We start from the raw sequence: 24,855 nt of genomic DNA, 5'->3' as shown, positions 1-24,855 counted from the left end.
GGTCCGACAACCGCTCACCCGCAGGCGACTTGACCTGCCCCACCCTCGCCACACCACAACCAACGAGAGCAGCAAGACAAAGTCACCGGCATTGGTCCTAGCCCGCCAGGCAGCTCGGTCCGAGCAGCTGCTTCAGGTCCCCGAACAGCGCCGGGTCCGACTTCACCCGGTGCCGGTCGAGCCGCAGCACCGTGGTCTTGTTGCGGCTCTCCAGGCGCACCCGCACCTCGGTGGTGCCGCGGTGGCTGCCCAGCACCTCGCCGAGCCTGGCCACCAGCGGCGGGGTGACCTTCCCGCTCGGGATGTTGATGATGATCGGCGCCTCGGCGTGGGCGTTCGACAGGTCGGGGACGGACAGCTCCATGCCCATCAGCCGCGGCACGTCCTCCCGCTTGTCCAGCTTGCCGCGCACGAAGACGACCGCGTCCTCGACCAGCTGCGAGGACACCAGCTGGTAGCTGGCCGGGAAGAACATGCAGTCGATCGAGCCCGCGAGGTCCTCGACGGTCGCGATGGCCCAGGCGTTGCCCTGCTTGGTCATCTTCCGCTGGAGGCCCGAGATGATGCCGCCGATGGTGACGATCGTCCCGTCCGGCCGCTCCGCGAGATCGGCCACCGCGCAGTCCGCCTTGTCGGCGAGCACGTGCTCGATGCCGTGCAGCGGGTGCGAGGAGACGTACAGGCCGAGCATCTCCCGTTCCTGGGTGAGCAGGAAGGACTTCTCCCACTCCTCCTCGGAGAAGACGACGTCCAGTCCGAAGCTCGGCTCGTCCGCGGTGGCGTCGCCGCCGAAGAGGTCGAACTGCCCCTCGGCCTCCTTGCGCTTCACGCCGACGACGTTGTCGATCATCGGCTCGAACTGCGCGCTCAGGCCCTTGCGGGTGTGCCCGAGCGAGTCGAAGGCGCCGGCCTTGATCAGCGATTCGACGGTCCGCTTGTTGCAGACCACCGACTCCACCTTGTCCAGGAAGTCGGGGAACGACGCGAACTTCCCCTTCGCCTTCCGGGTCCGGATCATCGAGTCGACCACCGGCCCGCCGACGTTGCGGATGGCGGTCAGGCCGAAGCGGACCAGGGTGTCCCCGTGCGGGGTGAAGTCCGAGTCCGACTCGTTGACGTCCGGCGGCAGCACCTGGATGCCCATCTTGCGGCACTCGTTGAGGTAGACCGCGGACTTGTCCTTGTCGTCCTTGACGGAGGTGAGCAGGCCGGACATGTACTCGGCCGGGTAGTTGGCCTTGAGGTACGCCGTCCAGTACGAGACCAGCCCGTAGCCGGCGGTGTGCGCTTTGTTGAACGCGTAGCCGGAGAAGGGGACGAGGACGTCCCACACGGCCTGGATGGCCGCGTCGGAGTAGCCGCGCTCGCGGCAGCCCTTCTGGAAGGGGACGAACTCCGCCTCCAGGATCTCCTTCTTCTTCTTGCCCATGGCCCGGCGCAGCAGGTCCGCCTGGCCGAGCGAGTAGCCGGCCAGGATCTGCGCGGCCTTCTGCACCTGCTCCTGGTAGACGATCAGGCCGTACGTCGGCCGGAGCACCTCCTCCAGGGGCTTCTCCAGCTCCGGGTGGATCGGGGTGATCTCCTGCTGGCCGTTCTTGCGCAGCGCGTAGTTCGTGTGGGAGTTGACGCCCATCGGGCCCGGACGGTACAGCGCCAGGACGGCGGAGATGTCCTCGAAGTTGTCGGGCTTCATCAGGCGCAGCAGCGAGCGCATGGGGCCGCCGTCGAGCTGGAAGACGCCGAGCGTGTCGCCGCGGGCGAGGAGTTCGTAGGTGGGCTTGTCGTCGAGCGGCAGCTTGAGCAGCTCGATCTTCTCGCCCTTGTTCTTCTCGATCGCCTTGACGGCGTCGTCCATGATCGTCAGGTTGCGCAGGCCGAGGAAGTCCATCTTGAGGAGGCCGAGGCCTTCACAAGTCGGGTAGTCGAACTGCGTGATGGTGACGCCGTCGGTGTGCCGGGTCCAGACCGGGATGTGGTCGGTCAGCGGCTCGGCGGACATGATCACGCCGGCCGCGTGCACGCCGGGCTGACGGATCAGGCCCTCGATGCCGCGCGCGGTGTCGATGACCTTCCGGACGTCCGGGTCGGTCTCGTACAGCCCGCGGATCTCGCCCGCCTCGCTGTAGCGGGGGTGCGAGGAGTCGGTGATCCCGGAGAGCGGGATGCCCTTGCCCATGACGTCCGGCGGCATCGCCTTGGTGATCCGGTCACCCATCGCGTACGGGTAGCCGAGGACTCGCGAGGAGTCCTTGATGGCGGCCTTCGCCTTGATGGTGCCGTACGTGACGATCATGGCGACCTTGTCGGATCCCCACTTCTCGGTCACGTAGCGGATCACGTCACCGCGCCGGCGCTCGTCGAAGTCGATGTCGACGTCGGGCATGGAGATGCGCTCGGGGTTGAGGAAGCGCTCGAAGATCAGGCCGTGCGGGATGGGGTCGAGGTCGGTGATGCCCATCGCGTACGCGACCAGCGAGCCGGCCGCCGAACCACGGCCGGGGCCCACCGCGATGCCCTGGCTCTTGGCCCACATGATGAAGTCGGCGACCACGAGGAAGTACGCCGGGAACCCCATCTGGATGATGGTGTCCATCTCGTACTCGGCGAGCTTCTTGTGCTCCTCGTCGTACCCGTCCGGGAAGCGCCAGTCCATCCCCTCCCAGACCTTGGACTTGAAGAAGTCCGCCTCGGACTCGAAGCCCTCCGGGATGGGGAAGCGGGGCATCAGGTTCTTGAACTTGAACATGCCCTCGGTGTCGACCCGGGAGGCGACGAGGAGCTGGCTGTTGCGGCAGCCCTCCTGCCAGGCGTCCGAGGAGTCCAGGGCGTACATCTCGGCGGCGGACTTGATGTAGTAGCCGGTGCCGTCGAAGCGGAAGCGGTCCGGGTCGGAGAGGTTCTTGCCGGTCTGGACGCAGAGCAGGAGGTCGTGCGCGCCGGCGTCGGCCTCGGTGGTGTAGTGCGAGTCGTTGGTGACGACCGGCGGGATGTTCAGCTTCTTGCTGATCTCCAACAGCCCGTCGCGGACCCGCTTCTCGATGTCGAGGCCGTGGTCCATCAGCTCCAGGAAGTAGTTCTCCTTGCCGAAGATGTCCTGGTAGTCGGCGGCGGACTTCAGCGCCTCGTCGAACTGGCCGAGGCGCAGCCTGGTCTGCACCTCGCCGGAGGGGCAGCCGGTGGTGGCCATCAGCCCCTCGGAGAGCTCGGAGATCAGCTCCTTGTCCATCCGGGGCCACTTCACGAGCCAGCCCTCGGCGTAGGAGCGCGAGGTCAGCTTGAAGAGGTTGTGCAGGCCCTCCTTGTTGCGGGCCCAGATGGTCTTGTGGGTGTACGCGCCGGACGCCGAGACGTCGTCCCGCTTCTGGTGCGGCTGGCCCCACAGGATGCGCTTGGTGTTGGAGCGGGACTCCGGGGCGACGTACGCCTCGATGCCGATGACGGGGGTGATGCCGGCGGCGGTGGCCTGCTTGTGGAACTCGGCGGCGCCGTACATGTTCCCGTGGTCGGTCATGGCCACGTGGGTCTGACCGAGGCGCTCGACCTCCTTGAACATCTGCTTCAGCCGGGCGGCACCGTCCAGCATCGAGTACTCGGTGTGGACGTGCAGATGCGCGAACGGCTGGTCGCTCAAGGCGGGGCCTCCGGAGGCTCTGGTGCTGGTCTGGTGGGCCGGCGAACGCGCAGGTCACGGGGGTCGCCCCCGGAAATGGATGTGGCCCGGAGCACCTCGCGGGGTCCGGACCATCACTCACACGTTCACGCGTCTACTCTAGCCCCCTTCGAACGGCTTCCCCGTCCTCCGGGAAGGCCTCCCGGGTCAGTTCGGCGAGTCGCGCCCCGGCGGCCGCGCGGACCTCGGGCGACTCCAGCGGGTCGTTCCCGAGGTACGCCAGCCGGGCCCTCACGTCGGGCCGGTCGGGGGCGTGCGCGGCACCGAGGAGACGGGCTCGCGCCTCGCAGTCCCACAGTGACTCGGCGTACGCCCCGGCCGTCCCGGCCGACCCGATCGCGGCCAGCGCCTCCAGGTAGTCGGCCCGCTCGTACGAGTGCGGGGTCCACAGCCAGAACCGGCGCAGCAGCGAGGCGGCGCCGGCGCCCTCGGCGCCGAAGCGGGCCAGCCCCCGGGCGAGCGCGGCCGGGCCGCACCAGGCGCGGTCCACCCAGTGCTGCTCCAGCCCCGCGACCAGCGCCGGCACGTCCGGGCCCGCGCCGTCCGGGCCCGCGCCGTCCGGGCCGTCGCCGTCCGGGCCTCCCGGAGGCACGCTCACGGCCTCCGGCTCCGGGCCACCGGACGCCAACAGCTCCAGGACGCCCGCCGCCCGCGCCCGGGTGTCCCCGTCCCCGGCCAGGAGTTCCTCCACCGGGCCGAGCGGCAGCTCCAGGTCCCGGACCAGACGGGCCAGGTACAGGTCGCGGTCGTCGGCCCGCGCGTCCCAGCGCCACTCCCGGCGGATGCAGCCGTACACGAGCCCGGCGGCGGCCGCCGGGTCCTCCGCCGCCATCAGCGCGCCCAGTCCCCGGCCGCGCTGGAGGAGGCCGGGGAGGGTGGTCGCCGGGGCGTAGCGGTCTGCGTGCATGGGCTCCATCGTGCCGCAGCCCCCGACGGGCGGGCCGCGGGGGGTCCCGCCCGTCGCTCGTTCAGGTGACGGCCCGCCGAGGTCGCTCCCCCGGCTTCCTCCGAGCACGTACAACTGTCCTGCACCTCGCCCGCACCGCGAAGGAATGACCACCATGGCGCAGCTGGAGTCCGGCCTCTACACCATCCAGGACGGCGACGCCAGGATCGGCCGAGCCCGTCACGAGGCCCTGGACCTCTCCCCCAAAGCCGTCTTCGCCAACACCGACGACCAGGACGCCGTCTGGGTCGTGGAGGCCTACCCCAACAACCGCTACCGGCTCTACGCCAAGGGCGCCCCGACGGCCGTGGAGGACCTCAAGCCCGCCGGCCCGCTGGTCTCCCTCCTCCTCGACCAGGGCGACGCCACCGAGTGGGAGCTGATCCCCGTCGACGGCGCCCCGGACGCCTACCGGATCAAGTCCCCCCACGGCTCCTCGTGGACCGTCCTCGAACCCGGCCGGCAGAGCCGGATCGAGGTCATCCCGGTCCTCGAAGGCTCCACCGCCTTCACCTTCGCGAGGATCGACGTCTGAGGGGCCGCGAGGGCTCGCCCGTCACCCGTACGGACGCACCCGGCCACGGCGGGCCGTCCGGCCCGGCGGCCGGGGCGGTGTCCCGAGTGGCGGAGCCCGGTGCGCGAGGGGATGGTGACCGGCAGAGACCCCTCACCAGAAAGGGCGATCATGCCCGAGGTCACCACCCCGTACGCGACCGGCACCCCGTGCTGGATCGATCTGATGGCCAAGGACCAGCAGGCCGCGCTGGACTTCTACCGCGACCTCCTCGGCTGGCAGGGCCAGGTCGGCGGGAAGGAGTTCGGCGGTTACGCCGTCTGCGAGCTCGACGGCAAGGCCGTGGCCGGCATCGGTTCGACGATGGCCCCCGAAGGGACACCGGAGCCGCCGACCGTCTGGACCAGCTACCTGGCCACCACCGACGCCCAGGCCACCCAGGACGCGATCGTCTCCGCCGGCGGCACCCTGCTCGCGCCGGTGATGGACGTCGGCGACCTGGGCCGGATGCTGATCGCCGCCGACCCCCAGGGCGCGGTGTTCGGCGCCTGGCAGGCCGGGCGGTTCTCCGGAGCCAGGGTCGTCAACCAGCCCGGCGCGCTGACCTGGAACGAGCTCCACACCAGCGACATCCCGGCCGCCACCGCCTTCTACGGCGAGGCGTTCGGCATCGAGATCGAGCCGCTGGACGGCGCCGACTCGTACTGGGAGCTGCGGGTCGGCGGCCGCGCGGTCGGCGGCGCGACCCTGCTCGCCAACGACCCGCCCGGCACCCCGGCCCACTGGCTGACCTACTTCTCGGTCGACGACGTCGACTCCACCGTGGACGCCCTGGTCAGGAGCGGCGGCACCGTCCTCGCCCCGCCCTTCGACATGATGGCCGGCCGGATGACCGTGGTCGCCGACCCGCAGGGCGCCCCCTTCGCGATGATCAGGCCCCAGCCCCTCTGACCCGCCCCCGCCGGCCCCACACCGCCCCGCCCGCCCGGACCCGGTCCGGGCGGGCGGCCGTACCGGCGGCAGAGCTCTCGGCCGTGCCCCCGGTTCCCGCTCCGCCGCTCCGTCGGTCGTCCGGCTCGGTCGGTCGTCCAGCTCGGTCAGTCGTCCAGCTCGGCGAGGAAGGCCAGCGTCGCCGCCCAGGCCCGCTCGGCCGCCTCCTCGTCGTAGTCCGGCAGCTCCGGGTCGGTGAACAGGTGCCCGGCGCCGCGGTAGCGGTGCACCTCCACGTCGGCCCCGGCCCGCAGCATCCGCAGGTACCAGGCGTTCAGCCAGTCCTCCGGCTCGAACGGGTCCGGCTCGGCGATGTGCAGCTGCACCGGGATCTCGGTGGTCGCGTCCTCCCGCAGGTCCGAGGTGCCGTGCAGGAGCAGCAGCCCGCGCGCCTTCTCGTCGCCCAGCGCCAGGTTCTGCGCGACCGCGCCGCCGAGCGAGAAGCCGGCGTACACCAGTCCGCCCTCGGACAGCGGGGCGGCCGCCGTCACCGCCCGCCGCAGCAGCTCGTCGCGGCCGCCGAGCTCCTCCTGGAACTCCTGCGCCTCCTCGACGGACTCGAAGGTCCGCCCGTCGAACAGGTCCGGCGTGTGGACGGAGTGCCCGGCAGCGCGCAGCCGCTCGGCGGCGGCGCGCACGGCGGGGCGCAGCCCGTAGGCGGAGTGGAAGAGGACGATCTGGGCCACGGTTCGGGTCCTTCACCAGGGAGGTCAGCTACCCACCCATGATCCCGCATGCCCCGCCGGACGCCCACGACGCGTACGGCACACCACGGCACGCGTCCACGGCACCCCGTCCACGGCACCTGGCACCCGGGCCACGGCGTCCCGTCTACGACACCACGTCCTTGCGCGCGAAGCCGCGGAACGCCAGCGCCAGCAGCACCACCGCGTACGAGAGCGACAGCGAGACGCCCTGCACCATGCCGCCCCACTCCAGCTGCGGCTGCAGGGCGTCCGCCCAGGAGTACTGCCAGTGCGCCGGCAGCCACTCCCGCAGGTCGCCCAGCGCGGTGACGGCGTCCAGCACCCCGGTGATGATCGAGGCGAACACGGCGCCGCCGACCGCGCCCAGCGGCGCGTCCGTCGCCGTGGACAGCCAGAAGGCCAGCGCGGCGATCACGATCTCGCTGAGGAAGACGAAGGCCACCGCGACGGCGATCCGGGGCAGCGCCTCCGCGGCCGGGAGGCTGACCCCGGCGGGCAGTTTGAGGTCCCCCCAGCCGTACGCCGCCGTGCCGACGGCCAGGCCGATCGCGGGCAGCATCACCACCGCCACCGCCGAGAACCCGAGCCCGACCGCGAACTTGCGGGCCAGCAGCCGGGCCCGGGGCACCGGCGCGGCCAGCAGGTAGCGCAGCGAGGACCAGCTGGCCTCGGAGGCGACGGTGTCCCCGCAGAACAGCGCGACCGGGATGACCAGCATGAAGCCGGTCCCGACGAACAGCATGGTGACCGCGAAGTTGGCCCCCGAGGCGGTGGCCAGGTCGATGAAGGTGGTCCGGTCCGGGCGGCCCGGGGTGCCGCCGATCTGGAACGCGGCCAGGATGACGAACGGCATGGCGGCCAGCACCGCGCCGATCACCAGGGTGCGGCGCCGGCGCAGCTGGCGCAGCGCCTCCACCCGCAGCGGCAGCGTCCGGCCCGCCCGGTACCCCGCGGCGTGGTCCCTCGACTCGACGCGGTCCTCCGACCCGGCGCGGTCCTTCGACCCGTGGTCCGTCGGCACGACGCTCACGCTCCACCTCCGATCAGCGACAGGAACGCGTCCTCCAGCCGGCGCTGCGGCCCGGCGCTCTCCACCGGCACCTCCAGCCGCACCAGTTCGGCCAGCAGCGCGCTGGCCGCCAGTCCGTCCAGGCGCACCAGCAGGCCGCCCTCGACGGCCTCCACCGAGCCGACCCCGGCCAGCGCGCCGACCTTCTCGACCACGGGCGCCGGGTCGTACGGCCCGGCGACGCCGATCATCAGCAGCTCGCCGGCGCCCACGATGTCCCCGACCGGGCCGGCCGTGACCAGCCGTCCGCGGTCCATCACCACGAGGTCCGTGCAGCTCTGCTCGACCTCGGACAGCAGGTGGCTGGACACGATCACGGTCCGGCCGCCGGCCGCGTACCGGATCATGACCTCGCGCATCTCGCGGATCTGCGGCGGGTCCAGCCCGTTGGTCGGCTCGTCCAGGATCAGCAGGTCCGGCATCCCGAGCATGGCCTGGGCGATCGCCAGCCGCTGCCGCATGCCCTGCGAGTACGTCCGCACCGCGCGGTCCAGCGCCTCGCCGAGTCCGGCGATGGCCAGCGCCTCGTCGAAGCGCGCGTCGGCCTCCGGCCGTCCGGTGGCCTGCCAGTACAGCCGCAGGTTGGCCCGCCCGGTGAGGTGCGGCAGGAAGCCCGCGCCCTCGACGAACGCCCCGACCCGCGACAGCACCGGCGCGCCGGGCCGCACCAGGTGGCCGAAGATCCGGATCTCCCCGGCGTCCGGCCGGATCAGCCCCATCAGCATCCGCAGCGTGGTGGTCTTGCCCGCGCCGTTCGGCCCCAGCAGCCCGAGCACCTGCCCCTGCTCCACCCGGAAGCCCAACTCCCGTACGGCGTAGCGGTCCTGGGCGCCCTTGTAGCGCTTGCTCAGCCCGCTGATCCGCAGCGGCACCGCGGCCAGCTCCGGGTCGAAGGCGGGCCCGGCGGCGGCCCGGCGGCGCCGCAGCCGCGGCACCAGCAGCAGGGCCGCGGCCACCAGCACGGCGGCCGCCGGCAGCAGCCAGGTGCGCGCGGGCAGCGGCGCCGCCTCGGTGACTAGCTCCTCGACGGTCGGCACGGTGAGTGCCCCGGCCGGCTCCACCCGGTAGGTGGCCGGCTCGACCGGCGAGGCGTACGCGAGGTCGGTGCTCGCCAGCACCAGCCGCAGCCGGTGCCCGGCCGGGAAGGTGTGGTCCACGGTCGGCAGCGCCACCGTGACGGTCTGCCCGGCGTCCGCGCCGGTGACCCTCAGCGGGGCGGCGAGCTGCTGGGGCAGCACCGTCTTGCCGTCCGGCCCGAGGTCGTACAGCTTCGCGAACAGCACCGCGTCCGGCCGGTCGGCCGTGACCCGCAGCGGCACCGTCGGCTGCCCGGTCAGGTGCAGCGGCGTGTCCAGCGGCGCCGAGTCGAAGGCGGCGTTCTGCCCGGGGAAGTCCAGCGAGAGCCCGGCGCCCAGCGAGGCCGCCTGGCTGAGCGCGCCGATGCCCGGCAGCGTCGAGATCCCGGGCGGCGCGCCGCCGGGCGGGTTGGCGAGGGTCCGCTCGCCGCCCGCCAGCCCGACGGTCCGCGAGCCGGTCCCGCCCAGTCCCGGGTAGCGGTCGGCGGTGGCCCCGCGCAGCACGGCCTGGAAGCCGGTCGAGTCCACCCCACCGGTGCGGGTGACCCGGAACGCGGCGCCGGTGTCGTCCGCCGCCCCCTTCACGTAGTGGTCGAACCAGGCCGTCACCCGGTCGTCGACCCGGGCGCTGGTGTCCGTCCCGCCGTCGTGGCCGCCGGCGAACCAGTCGACCGCCACCGGCGCGCCGTTGGCCGCCACCGCCGCGGCGATGCGGTCCCCCTGGTCAAGCGGGAACAGCGAGTCCTGCTGCCCCTGCACGACCAGCGTGGGCGCCTTCAACCGCCCGGCCACCGAGGACGGGCTGGAGCGCTCCAGCAGCGCGACGGCCTCCGGGTCGGCGTGCCCGGAGGTGGCGACCCGGTCGTACATCCGGCAGAGCTCGTCCAGGAACCGCCCGCAGCCGACCGGCCCGTCCGCCGCCGGCTTCGGTCCGCCGCCCTCCCGCGGCGCCCCTCCGGAGGGCCCGAGGTCCCCGGCCGAGCCGGTCGTGAAGAAGATCCCGGCCCACAGCTTCTTGAACACGCCGTCGACCGCGCCGGAGCCCTGGACGCCCTGCGGGAACAGCGCGTCGGCCAGGTTCCACCAGGTGATCTGGGTGGCCACCGCGTCGATCCGGGGGTCGTACGCGGAGGCCAGCAGCGAGATCGCCCCACCGTAGGAGGCGCCGGTGATGCCGACCCTCGGGTCGCCGGCCGCGTCCAGCCGCACCTCGGGCCGCTGGGCCAGCCAGTCCACCAGGTGCTTGACGTCCTCGACCTCGCGGTCCGGCGCGTTCAGCCCGATCCGGCCGCCCGAGTGCCCGAAGCCGCGCGCCGACCAGGTCAGCACCGCGTACCCCTGCCGGGCCAGCTGTTCGGCGCGCTCGCGCTCGCCCTCCTTGGAGCCGCCGAAGCCGTGCGCCAGCAGCACCGCCGGGCGCGGACCGCCGCCGTCGGTGACGAAGAAGGAGGTGTCCAGCTGGACCTGCTGGGCGCTGCCGGGCGTCTCCGGCATGCCGAGGAAGCGGTCCTCCTGATGGACCGCCCGCTCACCGCCGGACGCCACCGTCGCGGTGCCCGCCGCGGCCACCGCCACCAGGGCCACCGCCCCGGCCAGCAGCCCGCGTCCGACCGATGTTCCCCGGGCGCGCCAGCGACGCCATGCCCCACCGAACTCCATGGCCGCTGATCGTATCGGCCGTCCGGGTAGGCGTCCGATAAAGCCACCGGGCCGTCCCGTCCGTTTCGCCCCACTGCGCCCGGGTATCGTACGGCCCATGCCCTGGCCGCTGATCTCGCTGCTCGCCACCGTCGCCGCCACCCTGGCGATCGGCTGGATCGTCGACCAGGCCCTCCAGCGGATCGCCGCCCGACAGCCCTCGGCACCGGTCTGGCCGCTCCTGCGCCGCTGCCGGATCCCGCTCCAGCTCGCCGTCGTGTCGGCCCTGCTGCTCGCCGCCAGGCCGCTCCAGCGGATCTTCCACCTGAAGAGCGACGACGGCGCCCACCACCTGCTCCTGCTGCTCCTGCTCGCCTCGCTGGGCTGGCTGACCGTCCGCGTGGTGGCCGCCGTCCTGGAGGCGCTGCTCGACCGCTACGAGACCCGCGTCGGGGACCCGGCCCGGATCCAGCGGGTCCACACCCAGATCAGCATGCTGCGCCGGGTGGTCAGCGCCCTGATCGTCGTGGTCACGGTGGCCGTGATGCTGCTGACCTTCTCCGCCATGCGCACCATCGGCGCCAGCCTGCTCGCCTCGGCGGGCATCATCGGGATCGTGGCCGGCATCGCCGCCCAGAGCACCCTGGGCAACTTCTTCGCCGGCCTCCAGATCGCCTTCGGCGACACCGTCCGGATCGGCGACACCGTGGTGGTGGACGGCCAGCAAGGCACCGTCGAGGAGATCACCCTGACCTACCTGGTGGTCCGGCTCTGGGACTACCGCCGGCTGATCGTCCCGGTGTCGTACTTCGTCAACAAGCCCTTCGAGAACTGGACCCGCCGCGACCCGGGCCTGCTCGCCGCCGTCCTGCTGCACCTCGACCACAGCACCGCGGTGGACGAACTGCGCGCCACCCTGCGCGCCCGCCTCGACCGGCACCCGCTCTGGGACGGCGGCGAGTGGGCCCTCCAGGTCACCGACACCACGCCCAGCACCATCGTCGTCCGCGCCACCATGACCGCCCGCACCCCCGACGACGCCGCGCAGCTCCGCTTCGACATCCGCGAACAGCTCATCGCCCACCTGCGCGACGAGCACCCCCACGCCCTCCCGCGCCTGCGCACCACCGACACCTGAGCGGAGGACGAACGGAGCTCCCCGCACCCCGACGGGGGCACGGGGAGCTCCACGGCACGAACGCCTCCGGCGCTACGGCACTACAGCGCCCGCGTCATCGTCCGGTGCGGGATCCCGGCGTCGTCGTACACCGGCCCCTCGGCCACGTACCCCAGCCGCTCGTAGAACCCGAGCGCCTGCACCTGCGCGTGCAGCTCGACCTCGGCGCCCCCGCGCTCGGCCCCGGCGGCCTCGACCGCCCGGACGAGCAGCGCCCCGAGCCCCGTTCCGCGCGCCGCCGCGACGACCGCGAGCCGCCCGAGCAGCACCCGCCCCTCGACACCGCCGGTGAGCTCGCGCGCCTGCGCCCCGAAGATCAGCCGCGCCGTCCCCAGCGGGGCCCCGTCAGCGCCGACGGCCAGCAGGTGCACCGAGGTCGCGTCGTACTCGTCGTACTCCAGCTCCTCCGGCACGTTCTGCTCGACGACGAACACCTCGCGCCGGACGGCCCGCACGAGCTCCAGGTCCGGCTCCCCCTCGGCGACCCTGATCGCGGTGGCCGACACCTCAGCTCTCCGCCGCGATGATGTCCAGCGCCTTGCTGAGGTCCTCCGGGTACTCGCTGGAGAACTCGACCCACTGCCCGTCCGCCGGGTGCTCGAAGCCGAGCGACACCGCGTGCAGCCACTGCCGGGTCAGCCCCAGCCGCTTGGCCAGCGTCGGGTCGGCACCGTACGTCAGGTCGCCCACGCAGGGGTGCCGCAGCGCGGACATGTGGACGCGGATCTGGTGGGTGCGGCCGGTCTCCAGCTTGATCGCCAGCAGCGACGCGGCCCGGTACGCCTCGATCAGGTCGTAGTGGGTGACGGACGGCTTGCCGTCCCGGGTGACCGCCCACTTCCAGTCCGAGCTGGGGTGCCGGCCGATCGGCGCGTCCACCGTCCCGCTCATCGGGTCCGGGTGGCCCTGCACCAGCGTGTGGTACCGCTTCTCGGTGATCCGGTCGTGGAACTGCCGCTTGAGGTCGGTGTACGCGCGCTCGGACTTGGCGACCACCATCAGCCCGGAGGTGCCGACGTCCAGCCGGTGCACGATGCCCTGGCGCTCGGCGGCGCCCGACGTGGAGATCCGGTACCCGGCCGCGGCCAGTCCGCCGATCACCGTGGGGCCGGTCCAGCCCGGGCTGGGGTGCGCGGCGACGCCGACCGGCTTGTCGACCAGGACGATGTCCTCGTCGTCGTGCACGATCCGCATGCCCTCGACGTGCTCGGCGACGATCTGCACGGGGGCGGCCGGGGCCGGGATCTCGACCTCCAGCCAGGACCCGGCGGTCACCCGGTCCGACTTGCCGGCCACGGCGCCGTCGAGCGTCACCTTGCCCTCGGCGGCCAGCTCGGCGGCCTTGGTCCGGGAGAAGCCGAACATCCGGGACAGGGCGGCGTCGAGGCGCTCGCCCTCCAGGCCGTCGGGAACGGGGAGGCTGCGGATCTGCGCTGCGGTACTCACCCGTACGAGTATGCCGGAAACGCGACCCGCCCCCCGCCCGCCGGTGGCCGGGGGCTACTTCCCGGCCCGCCCCGGCTTCTCGGCCTTCTCGGCCGGCTGGTGGACGGTCCCGTCCGGGTTGCTGCCCCGGAATGAGAGCAGGACCACCAGGATCCCGCCGCAGACGATCGCCGAGTCGGCGAGGTTGAAGACCGCGAAGTGCTGGACGGAGATGAAGTCCACCACGTGTCCGCGGAAGACGCCGGGCGCGCGGAACAGCCGGTCGGTGAGGTTGCCGAGCGCCCCGCCGAGCAGCAGCCCGAGCGCGATCGCCCACGGCAGGCTGTACAGCCGGCGGGCGATCCGCCAGATCACCACGATGACGGCGGAGGCGATCATCGTGAAGACGACGGTCAGCGCCTGCCCCATCCCGAAGGCCGCGCCCGAGTTGCGGATCACCTGGAAGGTGACCACGTCGCCGATCACCTTGATCGCCGCGTGGTTCTCCAGCCGGGCGACCACCAGCAGTTTGCTGCCGAGGTCGATCAGGAGTGCGAGCACCGCGACGACCAGCAGCACGCCGATCCGGCGCGGGCCCTTGGGCTTCTCGGCCGTCTCGGCGTCCACGGACGCCCCGGTCGGCTCGGCCACGGGCACCTCCACGGCATCGGCGGGGGGCGGGACGGCGTCGTCCCGGGTCTGGGGGGAACCTTGCGTGCTGATGATCCGCTCCGCTGCCGATGGAGCTCCCCCGGTCCGCAGGAGGGGGAGGGTGGTGAGCCGGTGACGGCCTGCCCGCGTTCTTCACGAACGCGTCAGACGACGTTACTCAGGCGACGTTACGGGGTCGAGCGTACGGCAAGCCCGACCCCCCTCGTCGCTCCGGTCGCCCGGTTCAACGGCGTTCCTGCTTGGCCTTGCACTGCACGCAGAGCGTCGCCCGGGGGAAGGCCTGCATCCGGGCCTTTCCGATGGCCTGTCCGCAGGACTCGCAGGTGCCGAAGCCGACGCCCTCCAGCCGTTCCAGGGCCCGCTCGGTCTGGGCCAGGCTGTCCCGCGCGTTGTTGGCGAGCGCCAGCTCGCTCTCCCGCGAGATGTTCTTCGTACCGGCGTCCACCTGGTCGTCGCCGGCTCCGTCGTTGGAGTCGCGCATCAGCCCGGAGATGGCCGCCTCGGCGGCGCCGATCTCGCCGCGGAGCCGGTCCAGATCTCCGATCAGCTCGTGGTGCAGCTCGTGGACCTCCTCGGTGGTCCACGGGTCCTCGCCGGGCCGGACCGGCAGCGTGGCCGGGTCGACGGACTCGGCGCCGCGCGGTGCGGTGACGGTGTCGGTGCTCGTGCTCGAGTTCGGTGCGGTAGTGGTCACGGTCCCCTCCCCTGGGTCGACCGCCACGGCCTTGCGTGCCCGCTTGGTGGCGGTACCCGCGCCGGTTCCCTTCTCAGCCATGGCTTTCGACCCCATCTACGAACGAATCGAGCCGCCGGTTCCCGGCGGCTTCCAGTGCCGGAACGATAATCCCGATCAAAACCGGTCACAACATGACATACCGACGCCCCATAACGATCCCACCCAGGCAGCCGCCCCAACCGTCACGCCCCATGCGCTCATGGATTTGTGCCCAGATCGACTCCGGCTAATCTCCACCGTCGAACACCTCCGGAGCTCCCCCGGAACGCCCCGGACCACCGGGGGAGGCGGTCGGGGCGAAACGGTTTGGACAAACCGACTCGCCCGGCCGATACACTGGGCCTGCGAGGCGCAGATGGGACGAGTACCGACGTACGCAGCCACCAGCGACCCGGGGACGGTGCGAGCCCGGGGGTGTGCACGGCGGGAAGATCACCCCGGAGTCGCCGGAAGAACGGCCGCCACCACCACGGCGTCCCACTAGACCCGGCAGCAAACCCCAAACAAGAGGGCCGTGAACGCAGCACCACGGCCAAGGAGGGTGGTACCGCGGGCCGGCGAACGCCGTCTCGTCCCTCCGGAGGATCCAGTCCCAGCATCCGCCGGAGGTAGACGCCGCGATGGCCAGCTCCTACAACCCCGTCCCCGCGCAGGTGGATCTGCCTGCCCTTGAGCACCAGATCCTTTCCTTCTGGCAGGACGACAAGATCTTCCAGCGCAGTCTGGAGCAGTCCGAGGGCCGCCCCGAGTGGGTGTTCTACGAGGGCCCGCCCACCGCCAACGGCATGCCCGGCGCGCACCACATCGAGGCCCGCGTCTTCAAGGACGTCTTCCCGCGCTTCCGGACCATGAAGGGCTACCACGTCGCCCGCAAGGCCGGCTGGGACTGTCACGGCCTGCCGGTCGAGCTCGCCGTCGAGAAGGAGCTGGGCTTCTCCGGCAAGCAGGACATCGAGGCGTACGGCATCGCCGAGTTCAACGCCAAGTGCCGCGAGTCGGTGACCCGCCACACCGACGCCTTCGCCGAGCTGACCACCCGCATGGGGTACTGGGTCGACCTCGACGAGGCCTACCGGACGATGGACCCGTCGTACGTCCAGTCCGTCTGGTGGTCGCTCAAGCAGATCTTCGACAAGGGCCTGCTGGTGCAGGACCACCGGGTCGCCCCCTGGTGCCCGCGCTGCGGCACCGGCCTCTCGGACCACGAGCTGGCCCAGGGCTACGAGACCGTGGTCGACCCGTCGGTCTTCGTCCGCTTCCCGCTGACCAGCGGCCCGCTGGCCGGCCAGGCCGCCCTGCTGGTCTGGACCACCACCCCGTGGACCCTGGTCTCCAACACCGCCGCCGCCGTCCACCCGGACGTCACCTACGTGGTGGCCACCGACGGCGACGAGAAGCTCGTCGTCGCCGAGCCGCTGGTCGCCAAGGCGCTCGGCGAGGGCTGGGAGACCACCGGCGAGTCCTTCACCGGCGCCGAGATGGAGCGCTGGGCCTACCGCCGCCCCTTCGACCTGGTCGAGATCGAGAACGCCCACTACGTCCTCAACGCCGACTACGTCACCACCGAGGACGGCACCGGCATCGTCCACCAGTCCCCCGCCTTCGGCGCGGACGACCTCGCGACCTGCCGCAAGTACGGCCTGCCGGTGGTCAACCCGGTGCTCGGCGACGGCACCTTCGCCCCCGAGGTCCCGCTGGTCGGCGGCCAGTTCTTCAAGAAGGCCGACGAGGCCCTGGTCGCGGACCTCAAGGAGCGCGGCCTGCTCTTCCGCCACCTGCCGTACGAGCACAGCTACCCGCACTGCTGGCGCTGCCACACCGCGCTGCTCTACTACGCGCAGCCGTCCTGGTACATCCGGACCACCGCCGTCAAGGACGCGATGATCCGTGAGAACGAGGCCACCAACTGGTACCCGGACACCGTCAAGCACGGCCGCTTCGGCGACTGGCTGAACAACAACATCGACTGGGCGCTCAGCCGCAACCGCTACTGGGGCACCCCGCTGCCGATCTGGCGCTGCGAGGAGGGCCACCTCACCTGCGTCGGCTCGCTGGCCGAGCTGTCCGAGCTCACCGGCACCGACCAGAGCGGCCTCGACCCGCACCGCCCGTACATCGACGCGGTGACCTTCGCCTGCCGCGACTGCGGCGGCACCGCCACCCGCGTGCCCGAGGTCATCGACGCCTGGTACGACTCGGGCTCGATGCCCTTCGCCCAGTACGGCTACCCGTACCGGAACAAGGAGCTGTTCGAGAAGCGCTACCCGGCGCAGTTCATCTCCGAGGCGATCGACCAGACCCGCGGCTGGTTCTACACGCTGATGGCGGTCGGCACCCTGGTGTTCGACAAGAACAGCTACGAGAACGTCGTCTGCCTGGGCCACATCCTGGCCGAGGACGGCCGCAAGATGTCCAAGCACCTGGGCAACATCCTCCAGCCGATCCCGCTGATGGACCAGCACGGCGCCGACGCCGTCCGCTGGTTCATGGCGGCCGGCGGTTCGCCCTGGTCGGCCCGCCGGGTCGGCCACGGCACCATCCAGGAGGTGGTCCGCAAGACCCTCCTCACCTACTGGAACACCGTCGCCTTCCAGGCCCTGTACGCCCGCACCTCGAACTGGGCGCCCTCCGCGAACGACCCGGCCCCGGCCGACCGTCCGCAGCTGGACCGCTGGGTGCTCTCCGAGCTGAACACCCTGGTCCGCGAGGTCGACGCCGCCTACGAGGCGTACGACACCCAGCGCGCCGGCAAGCTGCTGTCGGGCTTCGTCGACGACCTCTCCAACTGGTACGTCCGCCGCGGCCGCCGCCGCTTCTGGCAGGGCGACGCCGCCGCGCTCGCCACCCTGCACGAGGCGCTGGAGACCGTCACCCGCCTGATGGCGCCGCTCACCCCGTTCATCACCGAGCGGGTCTGGCAGGACCTGGTCGTCCCGGTCGTCCCGCAGGCCCCGGCCTCGGTGCACCTGGCCACCTGGCCGGAGGCCGACGAGTCGCTGATCGACACCGAGCTCTCCCGGCACATGGCGCTGGTCCGCCGCCTGGTCGAGCTCGGCCGGGCCACCCGCGCCGAGTCCGGCGTGAAGACCCGTCAGCCGCTCTCTCGCGCCCTGGTCGCCGCCCAGGGCTGGGAGGAGCTGCCCGCCGACCTGCGCGCGCAGATCGCCGAGGAGCTCAACGTCTCCACCCTGGAGTCCCTCGCGGAGGTCGGCGGCTCGCTGGTCGACACCAGCGCCAAGGCCAACTTCCGCGCGCTGGGCAAGCGTTTCGGCAAGGGCGTCCAGGACGTCGCCAAGGCGGTCGCCGCCACCGACGCCGCCCGCCTGGCCGCCGAACTGCGCGCGACCGGCGAGACCTCGGTCGACCTCAACGGCGAGACGATCACCCTCTCCCCCGACGAGGTGATCATCACCGAAACCCCGCGCGAGGGCTGGGCCGTCGCCAACGAGTCCGGCGCCACCGTCGCCCTCGACCTGGCCATCACCCCGGAGCTCAAGCGCCTCGGCATCGCCCGCGACGCCATCCGCCAGATCCAGGAGGCCCGCAAGAACTCCGGCCTCGACGTCGCCGACCGCATCGTCCTGCGCTGGCGCGCCACCTCCGAGGAGACCGCCGAGGCCATCGCCGAACACGGCCCCCTCGTCGCCGAAGAGGTCCTCGCCACCGACTTCGCCGCCGGCGCCGCCGACTGGGAGTCCGAGTCCTTCACCGACGACTCCCTCGGCCTCGCCTTCCAGCTCCGCAAGGCCTGACCCCGCACCACCCCGAACCGCCGCCCGGCCCCCGCCGGGCGGCGGTTCCGTCTCTCCCCACCCACCCGTCACGCCCTCTCCCCCGCCTGCCTCCCACCTCCGGAGCCACCCCTCCTCCCGCCCCCTCCCGCCCTCCTCCCGCCCTTCTCCCTCCCCACCCGCGCGGCACGCCCCCACCCTCCCCACCCCATCCCGCCCCCTCCTCCTCCCCCGCGAGAGGGACGCGCTGCGGGAGGGGGCGGCGCAGGGGGTGGGTGCGGAGAGGGGCGTGACGGGTGATTTTCAGACTGCCCCCGCCGTCGGGCGCCCCACTCGCCCCACGGCAGTCTGAAAATCATCCAGCCCCCGCAGCACCCACCCCCGGAGCCGCCCCCGGCCCCCCACCCTCCCGAGAGCCCCCCTCCCCCGCCGACCCCCGCAGGGCCCGCTCCAAGTCCCGCAACGCCTGCCCCACCAACCGCGTCCCCGCCCGCACCACATCCCGCTGCACCCCCGGCGGCGCCGACGCCAACCCCTCCTCCAGCCAGGCCTGCGCGTCCCGCACCGCACCGAACTCCACCGGCTGCCCGGTCAGCATCGCCGCCGCCGCGAGCGCCGTGGCCAGCCGCAGTTCCTCCGCGTACGCCGCCGTCCCCGGGACGGGCTCCGCGTCCCCCGCCGGCAGGTGTGCCTCCAGCAGCACCGCCGCCCGCCCGAGGGCCCCGACGGCCGCCCGGGCCCGGTCGATCTGGCGCCGGCTGACCCCGGCCAGCCCGGACTCGTGCCGCCCCGGTTCCGCGTCGGCCCGCTGCATCGCCTGGATCAGCTCGGAGCGGGCCTCCCGCGAGTCGAGCAGCGCGCTCCGCACCACCCGTCCGCGCGGCGCCGACGGCACCTCGTAGCAGGCGATCACCGCTCCCGCGTACCGTCCGGCCGCCGCCAGCCATTCGGCGAGCCGTTCGCCGAGCCGGGCCGTCTGCCAGGTCGGGAACAGCGCGTACGTGACGAGCGCGATCGATCCGCCGAGCAGTGTGAGCCCGACCCGTTCGAAGGCCGTCACCAGCGGGTTGCCCTCCTGCAGTCCGAGCAGGAACACCACGTACGTGGAGATCCCGACGGTGGTGAGCGCGTACCCGGTCCGAAAGGCCAGGTAGGACCCGCCGATGCAGACCACGGCGAGTGCGGCGAGCACCCACTCCCCGGGGTGGGCGAGCTGCACCACGAGCGTCGAGACGGCGACCCCGACGACCGTTCCGGCGAGCCGGGCGACGCCCCGGCTGTAGGTCTGCGCGAAGTCCGGCCGCATCACCATCGCGGCGGTCATCGGCGCCCAGTAGCCGTGGTGGAACCCGACCAGCCGGGCCAGCAGGTAGGCGACGGTGACCACCCCGGCGAGCCGGACGGCGTGCTGGAAGATCGCCGAGCGCGGGTGCAGCTGCCGCCGGACGGCCCGCGCCGCGACCGGCAGCATCCGGGCGATGGTCGGCTTGTGCAGCGATCCGCCGGCGCCGACGACGGGCGTGGTGATGGTGTCCTCGTCGTTGCGGTCCAGGGTGTCGGCGGCCTTGCGCAGCAGCCCGCCGAGCCGCCGGGCGGAGCGCCGGGCCGCGCCCTGGAGCCGCGGTCCCTCGTCCGAGCCGACCAGGGTGAGCGAGGGCGCGGAGCGGGGGAGCCGGACGGGGTCGCCGCTGCGGACGGCCCGGGCGAGGGCGTCCATGACCTCGGCGGCGGCGGCCAGCACCTCCCGTGCCCGGTCCCGTTCGGGCCCTTCCTCGGGGGCGCCCACCTTGGGGTCGGCGAGTGCGGCGAGGGTGGGCCGGATGCGTTCGGCGATGCCGCGCAGGCCGCGCAGTTCGGGTGGCCGGTGGCGGTCCTGCCAGGGGGTGAGGGTGGCCGCGTGGCGGGCCGTCATGAACGGTTCCGGGTCCACGTGCGCGGTCGGGTCCTGACGCAACCGCCGCGCGTAGTCGGCGAGTTCGGCGTACGTGTCGGCGAGCGCCTCCCGTTGGGCGGTCCAACTGCCGATCGGCCAGACGGTGATGACGGTGGCCTGGACGACCCCGCCGAGCGCGGCGACCAGCCCGTGGCCGAGCGCGGTGGCCGTGCTGACCGGGAGCTGCACGACGATCAGCATCACCGAGACGGTGTTGGTGGCGACGACTCCGGCGGTGGGCCCGATCGCCCAGGCCAGCCCGGCGCCGAAGGCCCACACGGCGAGCAGCACCGGGAACAGCCCGGGGACGCCGGCGGCCAGGTAGCCGAGGAAGGTGCTGATGCCGAGTCCGGCGCCGGCCGCGACGGCGAGGCTGGCCCGGGGCCGGAAGCTGCGCTGGAAGGTGGCCGAGCCGGCGATGAACGCGCCCATCGCGGCCGAGGTGGCGAGCGCGACCCCGCCGAGCGCGAGGGTCGGGAAGAGCACCAGTGCCACCGCGACCGCCCCGCGCACCGCCCGCTTGGGGTCGGTGAGCGCCCGGTCCAGGGTGAGCCCGGTCCGCGCGGTGTCACGAAGTGCGGCGAACCAGGACATAGCGACATCCTAGGGGGCGGACCTCCGGCGGATCCGACTCAGCCGCGCCGCGACCCACAACAGTGCCCCGGTCGGCAGGAACACCGCGTCCGCCGCGATCATCGCGAGTGAGAAGACCGGCAGCCCGAGCACCACCGCGATCCCCGCGTGTTCCAGCATCATGACGGCCAGCAGGACGTTCTTGACCCGCCGGTTGAGCAGCGTGAACGGGAACGCCACCTGGAGGAGCACGGTGCCGTACGAGATCAGGAAGACCGGCAGCAGTGCCGAGCCGACCAGGGCGGACAGCCCCGGCCAGGGGGTGAAGTAGTCCAGGTGCAGCGGGTAGTACAGCGCGGTGCCGTCCTGCCAGCGCGAGCCCTGCACCTTGTACCAGCCGGCCGTGGCGTAGATCAGCACCACCTCGGCGGCGATCACCAGCATCGCGCAGTTGTGCACCATGTTGGCCAGCGCGTCGAGCACCGCCCGCGGCTCGCCGTCCGGCCGCAGCCGGCCGAGCACCCACCAGAGCCCGGCCACCGCCCAGAGCCCCCAGAACAGCGGTGACCAGCCGAGGTACGGGAAGGACCGGTCGGTCCAGGTCAGGTCGTCGCCCGCGAACCCGCCGAACTGACAGGCCGCCAGGGCGGTGCCGAGCAGCGCCCAGAGCACCGCCCCGGTCCGTCCCGCCCGGGGCCGGCGCGCGTCCAGCGACCAGACCTCGGCGCAGCGGGTGAAGACCAGGTAGACCGCCATCAGGTGGACGACGTTGTCGCCGCCGTCGCCGAGGAAGACGTCGCGGTTCTGCAGGGACAGCACGGTGACCAGGAACAGCACCGTGCTCGCCCTGGTCCGCCAGCCCAGCAGCACGGCCAGCGCCGCCAGCACCGCCAGGTGGTAGACCAGTTCGAACCAGAGCCGTCCGCCGAACCAGGGCAGCACGGTGAACGCCCCGTTGTCGGCCAGCAGCCGCTCGGCCAGTTCCATCGACCAGGGGGAGCGGTCGCCGTACAGCACCCGCCGGTGCGGCCACTCGCGCAGCAGGTGGGCCAGCCAGACCAGCCCGAAGCCGATCCGCACCACCGCGGCCTGGTGGCGGCCGAGCGCCCGCCCGGTGAGGGCCTCCGCCGCCCGGCCGAGCGGCGAGCGCGGCCCGCCCGTCTCCCGGACGGCCCCGGGCTGTCGCGGCAGCCGGTCGGCGGGCAGCGCCCCGTCCGTCGGGCCGGCCGGCGCCGTCGTCCCGTTCATCCGAGCAGCCCCCGGTAGTCCTCGTCGGTGACCCGCCACCACGGCAGTTCCCGCACCCGGGGCGCCGGCGGCGCGGGCTCGCCGCTCCAGGACGGCGGCGGGACGGTGGCCGCGGTCGAACGGAACTGGATCTCCACGATCCGCTCGCCTTCCGCCTCCCGGCCGATCCGCTGCAGGGCGATCCGTTCGAGGTACTGCTCGGCGAGCCCGGCGCGCGGGGAGGTCCGGGTCTCGTCCTGCGGGTTGTGCGAGCCGTCGTAGAAGTCCCAGGCCCGGCGCAGCAGGTTCTGCTCGACGTGGCTGGGGGCCGGGTTGCCCCGTATCGCGGCGACGTCCTGGGCGGTCAGCCCGATCCAGTCGTGGGTGCGGGTCGTCCCGTCGGACGCGGCGGTGCGGACCCTGGCGTCCACGCCGACGTTCTGCTGGAGCGGGTTGGGTGCGAACAGCTTCCAGTTCTGCTCGAACTCCGGGTACACCACGCCGTCGATCTCGTCCCGGTACTGCCGGGACACCGAGTTGGCGGGGGAGACGTGCAGGAAGACCGCGGCGAGGAACAGCCCGGTGCCGCCGGCCAGCACCGCCCCGGCGAAGCCGAGGACCAGCTGTGCGGGCCTGGACCAGGCCCGCCCCGCGGCCGGCCGGTCCGTCGTCTCGGTCATGGCATCCCCAGCCCGGTCGGCGGGCGCCGCCGGCCCGCTGCCGGCGTGCTCGCGCGCGCCCATCCTGCCCTAAGGCGTGGGCGCGGACCGTCAGAGGACGAAGGCCTCCTGGCCGGTGCTGCTCACCATCGGACGGCCCGCGCCCTGCCAGGCGTACATCCCGCCGTCCACGTTCACGGCTTCCCGGCCCTGCTGCACCAGGTACTGGACGACCTGCGCGGAGCGGCCGCCGACCCGGCAGAGCACGTACAGCTTCTCGTCCGGCAGTTCGCCGAGACGGGCGATCACCTCGCCGATCGGGATGTGCAGCGCGCCGTCCACGTGGCCGGCGTCCCACTCGTCCTGCTCGCGCACGTCCAGCAGGGCGGCGTCGGCGGGCACGGCGGCGGCGTCGGCGGAGGGGATCTGCGGGAACATCGTGTGGCTCTCCTGGGATTCGCTGGGGTCGGTGTCATTGTCGCCCACCGGCGACGTTCCGTGGTCGTCGGAGGACGGGCCGGCCGCCGGGGCGGGGTCGCCGAGCAGCCGCTCCAGCTCGGACTGCTGCGCGGCGGCCTTGGCCAGCAGTTCCTCGGCGAGCTGTTCCAGCAGCCGGTCCGGGTCCTGCGGGGCGAGGGCGAGCAGCCGGCCCATCGGGGTCTGCTCCAGCCGGACCTGCTCGGCGGCGGTCTCGGCGATCTTGGCGGTCAGCCAGTCCAGCCGGCGGCGCAGCCAGTCCGCGCGGTCGGGGGCGTCGACGGCGGGCGCGGCCTCCGGCGCGGTGGACCACTCGGCGGCCAGGGCCCCCAGGGCGGACGCGTCCCCGTAGGCGTAGGCCTCGTTGACCCGGACCAGGAAGGCGGCCCGGCGCTGTTGTTCGGACGGGTCGGTGGTCAGGTCGGGGTGGGCGCGGCGGACCAGCTCGCGGTAGATCCGCTGGGCCTCCTTGCCGGGCCGCACCCGCGCCGGCGCGGCGGGCGGCGGCGGGGCCGGCTCGCCGTCCTGGCCGGACTGCTCCCGCACCGAGTCGAACAGCGCGTCCAGGTCGGGCAGTTCCTCGACCTGCCGGCGCGCCTCGGCGGCCCGGCGCAGGTCCTCCGGCCGGCCGGTGCGGGCCGCGACGGCCTCGGCGACGAGCGCGTCCAGCTCGTCCAGCCGGGCGTAGAGCGGGCCGAGCAGCTGGTGGTGGATCAGCGCGAAGTTGTCGATCTCGACCCGCAGCGTCTGCACGTCCACGTCCATGCTGAGCCAGGCCAGCTCGGCGGCGGCGACCCGCTCCTCCAGTGCCTGCTGCTCCGGGTCCGTCCAGCGGGCGGGGCTCTGCGCGCTCACTTCTCGCCTCTGTCTCGTCCGGCCGGCCGGGGTCCTGCGGGCCACCCGTACGGACGGTCCGGCCTGCCACCCTACCGCCGTGATCGCGGGCCCCGTCCGGATGAACCGGGGGTACGGACCGGCGCGCGGCACGCGACACGCAACCGATCCTGAGGAATCTCCCCGTTTCGGTGTCGGGTCCGGCCCGGTCCGTGCTTCGCTGGTATCCGCACAGCGTGTCTTCCTCCGGAGAGACGGCCGCCCCCGGGCGCGGCGGCCAGGCGGGAGCAGAGCGGATCCATGGTGGCCGAGTCCAACTCCACACCGCGGCCGGCGGGTGACGGTACCGCGCCGGGCGACCACCCCACGGGTGTGGCCGCCCTGGTCCGGCTCGCCCCCGTCCTGGTCGACCGGTCCGGCCGGATCGCGCAGTGGGGGCGGGCCGCCGAGGAGCTCTTCGGCCACCGCGCCGAGGTCGCCCACGACCGCCCGGCCTCCGGTCTGCTGCCGGCCCTGGAGTCCCGGGTGCTCGAACGCTGCTCCGTCCGCCGCCCCTGCGACGCGTTCGACACCCTCGCCGAGCGGACGGCCGACGGCCGCCCCTGGATCGGCCGGCTGACCGTCACCGACCGCGAGGAGCACCAGCGCGACGTCCTCTGGTGGGCCTACCCGCTGCCCGGCCCGGCCGGCGGCCTGCTGGCGCTGGCCCAGCTGATGCCGTCGGCCCTGCGGATCGCGTCCACGACGGGGTTGAGGCTGTCCCCGACGACGCCGTAGACCCGCTCCACCCCGGCCTGCCGG

Annotated in this window: 17 protein-coding genes and 1 pseudogene; 5 read left to right on the top strand and 13 right to left on the bottom strand. The window is 73.1% G+C overall.

Annotated elements, in window-relative coordinates; translation table 11 throughout:
- Positions 1–97 precede the first annotated feature (97 nt).
- Together dnaE and AB0E96_RS18405 are read right to left on the bottom strand one after the other, a co-directional pair.
- The gene (dnaE, locus tag AB0E96_RS18410) at positions 98–3,631 is read right to left on the bottom strand and encodes a DNA polymerase III subunit alpha (protein WP_359824640.1); all 3,534 of its coding nucleotides are present in this window, start codon (positions 3,629–3,631) and stop codon (positions 98–100) included.
- Between the two features lie 133 nt (positions 3,632–3,764).
- Positions 3,765–4,577 carry a hypothetical protein gene (locus AB0E96_RS18405; protein ID WP_359824637.1) on the bottom strand — a complete coding sequence of 271 codons (813 nt, stop codon included), beginning with the start codon at positions 4,575–4,577 and terminating at the stop codon, positions 3,765–3,767.
- 154 nt (positions 4,578–4,731) lie between these two features.
- Here AB0E96_RS18405 and AB0E96_RS18400 point away from each other — a divergent pair, with 154 nt between their 5' ends.
- Complete coding sequence (locus tag AB0E96_RS18400) at positions 4,732–5,151, top strand: I66 family serine proteinase inhibitor (RefSeq protein ID WP_359824635.1); 420 nt, start codon at positions 4,732–4,734, stop codon at positions 5,149–5,151.
- Positions 5,152–5,301: 150 nt separating this feature from the next.
- Positions 5,302–6,081, top strand: a complete 780-nt coding sequence (locus AB0E96_RS18395) for a VOC family protein (protein ID WP_359824632.1) — start codon at positions 5,302–5,304, stop codon at positions 6,079–6,081.
- 146 nt (positions 6,082–6,227) lie between these two features.
- Here AB0E96_RS18395 and AB0E96_RS18390 read toward each other — a convergent pair whose 3' ends face one another.
- The 3 genes from AB0E96_RS18390 to AB0E96_RS18380 form a co-directional block, all read right to left on the bottom strand.
- On the bottom strand, positions 6,228–6,806 hold the full coding sequence (locus AB0E96_RS18390; RefSeq protein WP_359824630.1) for a dienelactone hydrolase family protein: 579 nt from the start codon (positions 6,804–6,806) through the stop codon (positions 6,228–6,230).
- Between the two features lie 145 nt (positions 6,807–6,951).
- Entirely contained in the window at positions 6,952–7,755 is an 804-nt protein-coding gene (locus tag AB0E96_RS18385; protein ID WP_359824642.1) for an ABC transporter permease, read from the bottom strand.
- A gap of 98 nt (positions 7,756–7,853) precedes the next feature.
- On the bottom strand, positions 7,854–10,631 hold the full coding sequence (locus tag AB0E96_RS18380) for an alpha/beta fold hydrolase (RefSeq protein ID WP_359824627.1): 2,778 nt from the start codon (positions 10,629–10,631) through the stop codon (positions 7,854–7,856).
- Positions 10,632–10,728: 97 nt separating this feature from the next.
- On the opposite strand from AB0E96_RS18380, the gene AB0E96_RS18375 reads away from it, so the two are divergent.
- Entirely contained in the window at positions 10,729–11,748 is a 1,020-nt protein-coding gene (locus tag AB0E96_RS18375; protein ID WP_359824626.1) for a mechanosensitive ion channel domain-containing protein, read from the top strand.
- Between the two features lie 80 nt (positions 11,749–11,828).
- Here AB0E96_RS18375 and AB0E96_RS18370 read toward each other — a convergent pair whose 3' ends face one another.
- From AB0E96_RS18370 to AB0E96_RS18355, 4 genes are all read right to left on the bottom strand, one after another.
- Positions 11,829–12,293 carry a GNAT family N-acetyltransferase gene (locus tag AB0E96_RS18370; protein WP_359824623.1) on the bottom strand — a complete coding sequence of 155 codons (465 nt, stop codon included), beginning with the start codon at positions 12,291–12,293 and terminating at the stop codon, positions 11,829–11,831.
- A gap of 1 nt (position 12,294) precedes the next feature.
- Positions 12,295–13,233: an RluA family pseudouridine synthase gene (locus AB0E96_RS18365; RefSeq protein ID WP_359824621.1), complete on the bottom strand. Its 939-nt coding sequence runs from the start codon at positions 13,231–13,233 to the stop codon at positions 12,295–12,297.
- A 54-nt stretch (positions 13,234–13,287) separates the two neighbouring features.
- Positions 13,288–13,863 (bottom strand): signal peptidase II, encoded by a 576-nt coding sequence (gene lspA / locus AB0E96_RS18360; protein WP_359824618.1) that lies wholly within the window; start codon positions 13,861–13,863, stop codon positions 13,288–13,290.
- A 244-nt stretch (positions 13,864–14,107) separates the two neighbouring features.
- Entirely contained in the window at positions 14,108–14,578 is a 471-nt protein-coding gene (locus tag AB0E96_RS18355) for a TraR/DksA family transcriptional regulator (protein WP_359824616.1), read from the bottom strand.
- A gap of 662 nt (positions 14,579–15,240) precedes the next feature.
- Between AB0E96_RS18355 and ileS the strand changes: the two genes are divergently transcribed.
- Positions 15,241–18,372: an isoleucine--tRNA ligase gene (gene ileS / locus AB0E96_RS18350; RefSeq protein ID WP_359824614.1), complete on the top strand. Its 3,132-nt coding sequence runs from the start codon at positions 15,241–15,243 to the stop codon at positions 18,370–18,372.
- 334 nt (positions 18,373–18,706) lie between these two features.
- Here ileS and AB0E96_RS18345 read toward each other — a convergent pair whose 3' ends face one another.
- The 4 genes from AB0E96_RS18345 to AB0E96_RS18330 all read right to left on the bottom strand — a co-directional run bounded on the left by AB0E96_RS18345 (position 18,707) and on the right by AB0E96_RS18330 (position 24,075).
- Complete coding sequence (locus tag AB0E96_RS18345; RefSeq protein WP_359824612.1) at positions 18,707–20,878, bottom strand: FUSC family protein; 2,172 nt, start codon at positions 20,876–20,878, stop codon at positions 18,707–18,709.
- Between the two features lie 9 nt (positions 20,879–20,887).
- On the bottom strand, positions 20,888–22,105 hold the full coding sequence (locus AB0E96_RS18340) for an HTTM domain-containing protein (RefSeq protein ID WP_359824610.1): 1,218 nt from the start codon (positions 22,103–22,105) through the stop codon (positions 20,888–20,890).
- Positions 22,102–22,764 (bottom strand): DUF5819 family protein, encoded by a 663-nt coding sequence (locus tag AB0E96_RS18335; protein WP_359824608.1) that lies wholly within the window; start codon positions 22,762–22,764, stop codon positions 22,102–22,104. The genes AB0E96_RS18340 and AB0E96_RS18335 overlap by 4 nt, the downstream gene beginning before the upstream one ends.
- 90 nt (positions 22,765–22,854) lie before the next feature.
- Positions 22,855–24,075, bottom strand: coding sequence for a rhodanese-like domain-containing protein (locus AB0E96_RS18330; protein WP_359824606.1), 1,221 nt, complete (start codon positions 24,073–24,075; stop codon positions 22,855–22,857).
- 279 nt (positions 24,076–24,354) lie between these two features.
- Between AB0E96_RS18330 and AB0E96_RS18325 the strand changes: the two are divergent.
- A pseudogene (locus AB0E96_RS18325) lies at positions 24,355–24,669 on the top strand (PAS domain-containing protein); the annotation flags it as partial.
- Positions 24,670–24,855: the final 186 nt, after the last annotated feature.

The sequence above is a fragment of the Kitasatospora sp. NPDC036755 genome (genome assembly GCF_040636595.1).
GTDB lineage: Bacteria > Actinomycetota > Actinomycetes > Streptomycetales > Streptomycetaceae > Kitasatospora.
Note: the sequence above shows the minus strand (reverse complement) of the source record. Positions and strands in the feature narration are given on the sequence as shown.

Excerpts from the sequence above, each read along its gene's own strand:
- AB0E96_RS18380 (WP_359824627.1), bottom strand. The coding sequence starts at position 10,631 with ATGGAGTTCGGTGGGGCATGGCGTCGCTGGCGCGCCCGGGGAACATCG.
- AB0E96_RS18340 (WP_359824610.1), bottom strand. The coding sequence starts at position 22,105 with ATGAACGGGACGACGGCGCCGGCCGGCCCGACGGACGGGGCGCTGCCC.
- AB0E96_RS18345 (WP_359824612.1), bottom strand. The coding sequence starts at position 20,878 with ATGTCCTGGTTCGCCGCACTTCGTGACACCGCGCGGACCGGGCTCACC.
- AB0E96_RS18375 (WP_359824626.1), top strand. The coding sequence starts at position 10,729 with ATGCCCTGGCCGCTGATCTCGCTGCTCGCCACCGTCGCCGCCACCCTG.
- AB0E96_RS18395 (WP_359824632.1), top strand. The coding sequence starts at position 5,302 with ATGCCCGAGGTCACCACCCCGTACGCGACCGGCACCCCGTGCTGGATC.
- AB0E96_RS18405 (WP_359824637.1), bottom strand. The coding sequence starts at position 4,577 with ATGCACGCAGACCGCTACGCCCCGGCGACCACCCTCCCCGGCCTCCTC.
- AB0E96_RS18400 (WP_359824635.1), top strand. The coding sequence starts at position 4,732 with ATGGCGCAGCTGGAGTCCGGCCTCTACACCATCCAGGACGGCGACGCC.
- ileS (WP_359824614.1), top strand. The coding sequence starts at position 15,241 with ATGGCCAGCTCCTACAACCCCGTCCCCGCGCAGGTGGATCTGCCTGCC.
- AB0E96_RS18335 (WP_359824608.1), bottom strand. The coding sequence starts at position 22,764 with ATGACCGAGACGACGGACCGGCCGGCCGCGGGGCGGGCCTGGTCCAGG.